Annotated in this window: 4 protein-coding genes; all 4 read left to right on the top strand. The window is 73.8% G+C overall.

The window, feature by feature from the left end:
* A partial coding sequence (locus tag E1291_RS42855; RefSeq protein ID WP_165495518.1) for a hypothetical protein occupies window positions 1-522 on the top strand: 522 nt, incomplete at its 5' end.
* Window positions 523-565: 43 nt separating this feature from the next.
* Window positions 566-1,819: a cytochrome P450 family protein gene (locus E1291_RS39310; protein WP_131743098.1), complete on the top strand. Its 1,254-nt coding sequence runs from the start codon at window positions 566-568 to the stop codon at window positions 1,817-1,819.
* 31 nt (window positions 1,820-1,850) lie between these two features.
* Window positions 1,851-3,167 (top strand): activator-dependent family glycosyltransferase, encoded by a 1,317-nt coding sequence (locus E1291_RS39305; protein ID WP_131743097.1) that lies wholly within the window; start codon window positions 1,851-1,853, stop codon window positions 3,165-3,167.
* A 142-nt stretch (window positions 3,168-3,309) separates the two neighbouring features.
* On the top strand, window positions 3,310-4,808 hold a 1,499-nt coding region (locus E1291_RS39300; RefSeq protein WP_207401189.1), incomplete at its 3' end, for a type I polyketide synthase.

The raw sequence follows: 4,808 nt of genomic DNA, 5'->3' as shown, positions 1-4,808 counted from the left end.
GTGCCGGCCGCCGCGGTGAAGGCGCCGCCCGCCCCGCCGTCCCCCTCGGCCAAGCCGCTGTCGCCGCCGCCGCAGATGCGCGAGCTCGACTTCATGCTCGGCTCGTTCAAGTGCCTCGACACCCCGTCGACCGGCCAGGAGCCGTTCTACGACTACATCACCACCCGGCGGTCCATGGGCGGCCACTACTACGAGTCCGTGATGTGGACTCCGGGGGTCATCCGGGCGCAGCGGACCTGGGGCTGGGACCCGGTCGGCCGCAAGTACCTCAGCCAGTACCGCGACGACTGGGGCGTGGCGGCCACCTCGACCGCCGGCCCGGTCAAGGACGGGCGGCTGGTGTCCACCGGCCCGGTCACCCTCGTGATCAAGCCGAGCCCGACCGGCGAGGCCGAGGGCATCAAGGCCGACGTCAAGGAGGAGATCCGGGCGCTCGGCCGCGACCACCACACCAACGTCCAGTCCACGACGTTCCCCAACGGTTTCGTCGTGACCCACACACTCGACTGCCACCGGCGCTAGCGCGCCGGGGCCCGCCACCGGCGGGACGGCGAGGAGGGCCCGCATGACCACCGAGGGCACGTGCCCCGAAGTGCGGCTGAGCGCCCACGACCTGATGGTCGACCCGTACGGCGGGTTCGGGCGCGTCCGCGAGGAGACGCCGATCGCGCGGAGCTCGTGGGACGGCGCGCCGGTCTGGATCATCACCCGGCACGAGCACGTCACCGAGGTGCTCACGGACCGGCGCTTCAGCACGACGTCCGCCGCCCTGCCGGGCGGCGCCGACGTCTACGCCGAGGTGCTGCACGCGATGGGGATCTCCCCCGAGCTCGCCCCGCACCTCGTCGGCGACCTGGTGCGGACCGGCCCGCCCGACCACACCCGGCTGCGCAAGATCGTCCTGAGGGCGTTCTCCGCAAGGCGGGTCGCGGCGCTGCGGCCGCGGATGCGGGCCCTCACCGGCGCGCTGCTCGACACCCTGCCGGACCATGCCCGCGGCGGCTCCGTCGACCTGATCGAGCACTTCGCCCAGCCGCTCCCCACCATGGTCATCTGCGAGCTGATCGGCATTCCGGCCGCGGACATGCCGCGCTGGCACGGCTGGAGCCGCGACTACACCAGCGCCGACCCGCGGCGGCTGAACCGGATGCTCGCCGAGGTCGACGAGCACGTCCGGGAGCTGGCCGCGCGCCGCCGCGCCGAACCCGCGGACGACCTGATCGGCGAGCTGGTGCGCGCCCGCGCCGACGAGCGGCTGTCCGAGCGGGAGCTCGTCACGATGGTGCTCACGCTGATGATGGCGTCCCAGCAGCCGACCCCGCACCTCATCGGCAACGCGGTACTGGCGCTGCTGACCCATCCCGGGCAGCTCGCGCTGCTGCGCGCGGACCGTTCGCTGCTTCCCGGCGCCGTCCAGGAGCTGCTGCGCTGGTGCGGCCCGTCCGTCGTGGCGCTGATGCGCTACGCGACCGAGGACGTGACGGTCGCCGGGACGCCGATCCGGCGCGGCGACCGCGTCCAGCTGGTGCTCGGCTCGGCCAACCACGACCCGCGCCGGTTCCCGCATCCGGAGCGGCTGGACCTCACCCGCCCGCCGGACACCGGGGGCACCGCGCACCTGGCGTACTCGCGCGGCGAGCACTACTGCCTCGGCGCGACGCTGGCCAGCCAGGAGGCCGAGGTCGCGCTCGGCGCGCTCCTGGACCGCCACCCCGGCCTGGCGCTCGCCGTGCCGCCGGACGAGGTGGAGTGGAAGCCGCTCGCGCTGACCCGCCAGCTCGCCCGGCTGCCCGTGACGCTGGGCGAGCCCGCGCGGTAGCCGCCGCGCACCCGAACCTCAGGAGGAGACCGTGCGCGTACTGTTCGCGAGCTGGGCCTGGCGGACGCATTTCTTCAACATGGTCCCGCTGGCGTGGGCGCTCCACACCGCGGGCCACGAGGTGCGCGTGGCCGGCGAACCGGAGCTGGTCGACGCCATCACCGGGGCGGGCCTCACGGCGGTCCCGGTCGGCTCGGCCGAGACGCTCAAGGAGAAGGTGGCCCGCGCGCAGGAGGAGGGCGTCTTCCCGAGCGCCGAGGAGTGGGAGGAGATCGGCCCGAAGGTCCTGGAGCTGGCCCACCTGCCCGAGGAGAAGCTGACCTGGGAGCAGCTGGCCTGGAAGTACCGCGTGCTGCTGGTGCCGAAGGCCAGGATCAAGAACGACTCGATGGTCGGCGACCTGGTGGCGCTGTGCCGGTCCTGGGGTCCCGACCTCGTGGTGTGGGACTCGCTGACGCACGCGGCGCCGGTCGCCGCGGCGACGTCCGGCGCCGCGCACGCCCGCGTCCTGACGACCACCGACGTCGAGGTGGGGCTGCGCCGCAACTTCCTGCGGATGCGGGATCTGGCGCCGCCGCGGGCGCGGGAGGACCCGATGGCCGAGTGGCTCGGCGAGCTGGCCGGCCGGTACGGCGCGGAGTTCTCCGAGGAGCTGATCACGGGCCACTTCACGATCGACCAGCTGCCCGAGTCGTTCCGGCAGGAGTCCGACCTGCTCTACGCGTCGCTGCGCTACGTCCCCTACAACGACCCCTCCGTCGTCCCGCGATGGCTCTCCGAGCCGGTCCGGGCGCCGCGCGTCCTGATGACGCTCGGCATGTCGTCACGGGACTGGACGGCGCTGGAGTCGCTGTCGGCCGAGCAGGTGCAGGAGACGCTGGACGCGGTGGCCGACCTCGACATCGAGCTGGTGGTGACGCTGCCCGCCGAGTTCAGCGAGAAGCTCGAACGGGTGCCCGCCAACACGCGCGTGGTCGAGTTCGTCCCGCTGGACGCCGTCATCCCGTCCTGTTCCGCGGTGATCCGCCACGGCGGCGTCGGCGGCCTCAACGGCTCGCTGCTGCACGGCGTCCCGCAGCTCCAGATCGGCAGCAAGGTCCCGGACCCGGACGTCAAGCGCCGCTGCCTGCGCGCGGCCCGCGCGGGCGACCTGCTGGAGCCGGACGAGGTGAGCGGACCGGCGATCCGCGAGGCGCTGGTGCGGCTGCTGGAGGACCCCGCCTACCGGGCCGGAGCGCAGCGGCTGCGGCGGGAGGTGCTGGCCCAGCCGACTCCGAACGAGCTGGTACCGGAACTGGAGCGGCTGGCCGCCCGATTCCGTACCGAGCCGCCCGCACAACTGCACTGAGCATTCATGGGAATTAGGCCAGCTTTAGCGGTGCCGGTGATGCTGAAAGCCTGCGCGCCGTAACGGCGCCGGCAGCTGTCCGGTCAGCAAAGGAACCAGGTCGGCCGCCTGGTTCTCGCGGAGGGAAATGGGTGCGCCGGTAATGGCAACCAAGGAAGAGAAACTCCTCGGCTACCTCAAGCGCGTGACGACGGATCTGCGTCAGGCGCAGCGTCGGCTGAAGGACGTCGAGTCGGGCGGGCACGAGCCGATCGCGATCGTCGGGATGGCCTGCCGCTTCCCGGGCGGCGTGCGGTCGCCCGGCCAGCTGTGGGACCTCGTGGCCGACGGGCGGGACGCCGTCGCGGGCTTCCCCGCGGACCGGAACTGGGACCTGGAGAACCTCTTCGACCCCGATCCCGACCATCCGGGGACGTCGTACGTCCGGGAGGGCGGCTTCCTCGACGACGTCGCCGGGTTCGACGCCGGGTTCTTCGGCGTCGGCCCGCGCGAGGCGCTCGGCATGGCGCCGCAGCAGCGCCTGGCGCTGGAGACGGCGTGGGAGGCCATCGAGCACGCCGGCATCGGCCCCGAGTCGCTGCGCTCCAGCCTGACCAGCACGTTCATCGGCTGCGACCGGCTGGACTACTACACCGACCCGGCGCAGGTCCCCGACGGCTCGGCGGGCTACTTCACGATCGGCAACACCGCGAGCGTGGTGTCGGGCCGCGTGGCCTACACCCTCGGCCTGGAGGGCGCGGCGGTCACCGTCGACACCGCGTGCTCCTCGTCGCTGGTCACGATGCACCTGGCGGTCCGCGCGCTGCGGCAGCGCGAGTGCGACCTCGCGCTGGCCGGCGGCGTGTTCGTGATGTCGTCGTCGGCGCCGCTGATCGGCTTCAGCCAGCTGCGCGCGCTCGCCCCCGACGGCAGGTCCAAGTCGTTCTCGGCGGCGGCGGACGGCATGACGATGGCCGAGGGCGCCGGGATGCTGCTGGTCGAGCGGCTGTCGGACGCGCGCCGCAACGGCCACCGGGTGCTGGCCGTGATCCGCGGCTCGGCGATCAACCAGGACGGCGCCAGCAACGGGCTGACCGCGCCGAACGGCCCCGCGCAGGAGCGGGTGATCGGCGAGGCGCTGGCGGACGCCCGGCTCACCGCGGCGGACGTCGACGCGGTGGAGGCGCACGGCACCGGCACGGCGCTCGGCGACCCGATCGAGGCGCAGGCGCTGCTGGCGACCTACGGGCGGGCGCGCCCGGCGGACGCCCCGCTGTGGCTGGGGTCGGTGAAGTCCAACATCGGGCACACGCAGATGGCCGCGGGCGTCGCCGGGGTCATCAAGATGGTGATGGCGATGCGGCACGGGCAGCTGCCCGCCACCCTGCACGTCGACGAGCCGACCCCGCACGTGGACTGGGAGTCCGGGGCGGTGCGGCTGCTCACCGAGCCGGTGGCCTGGTCCCCCGACGGCGCCCCGCGCCGGGCCGCGGTGTCGTCGTTCGGCATCTCCGGTACCAACGCCCACGTGATCCTTGAGCAGGTCCCCGAACTGGAGCCCGCCGCGCCGCGGGACGAGCCGGAGCCGGGGGCCGAGCGGCCGCCGGCGGCGGACGGCGCGGGCGTGCTGCCCTGGACGGTGTCGGCGCGCGGGGCCGTGGC

Source organism: Actinomadura roseirufa, from assembly GCF_900659635.1.
GTDB classification, from domain to species: domain Bacteria; phylum Actinomycetota; class Actinomycetes; order Streptosporangiales; family Streptosporangiaceae; genus Spirillospora; species Spirillospora roseirufa.
Note: the sequence above shows the minus strand (reverse complement) of the source record. Positions and strands in the feature narration are given on the sequence as shown.

What these genes read in the sequence shown, in the direction of transcription:
- E1291_RS39310 (WP_131743098.1), top strand. Translation starts at nt 566, where the DNA reads ATGACCACCGAGGGCACGTGCCCCGAAGTGCGGCTGAGCGCCCACGAC.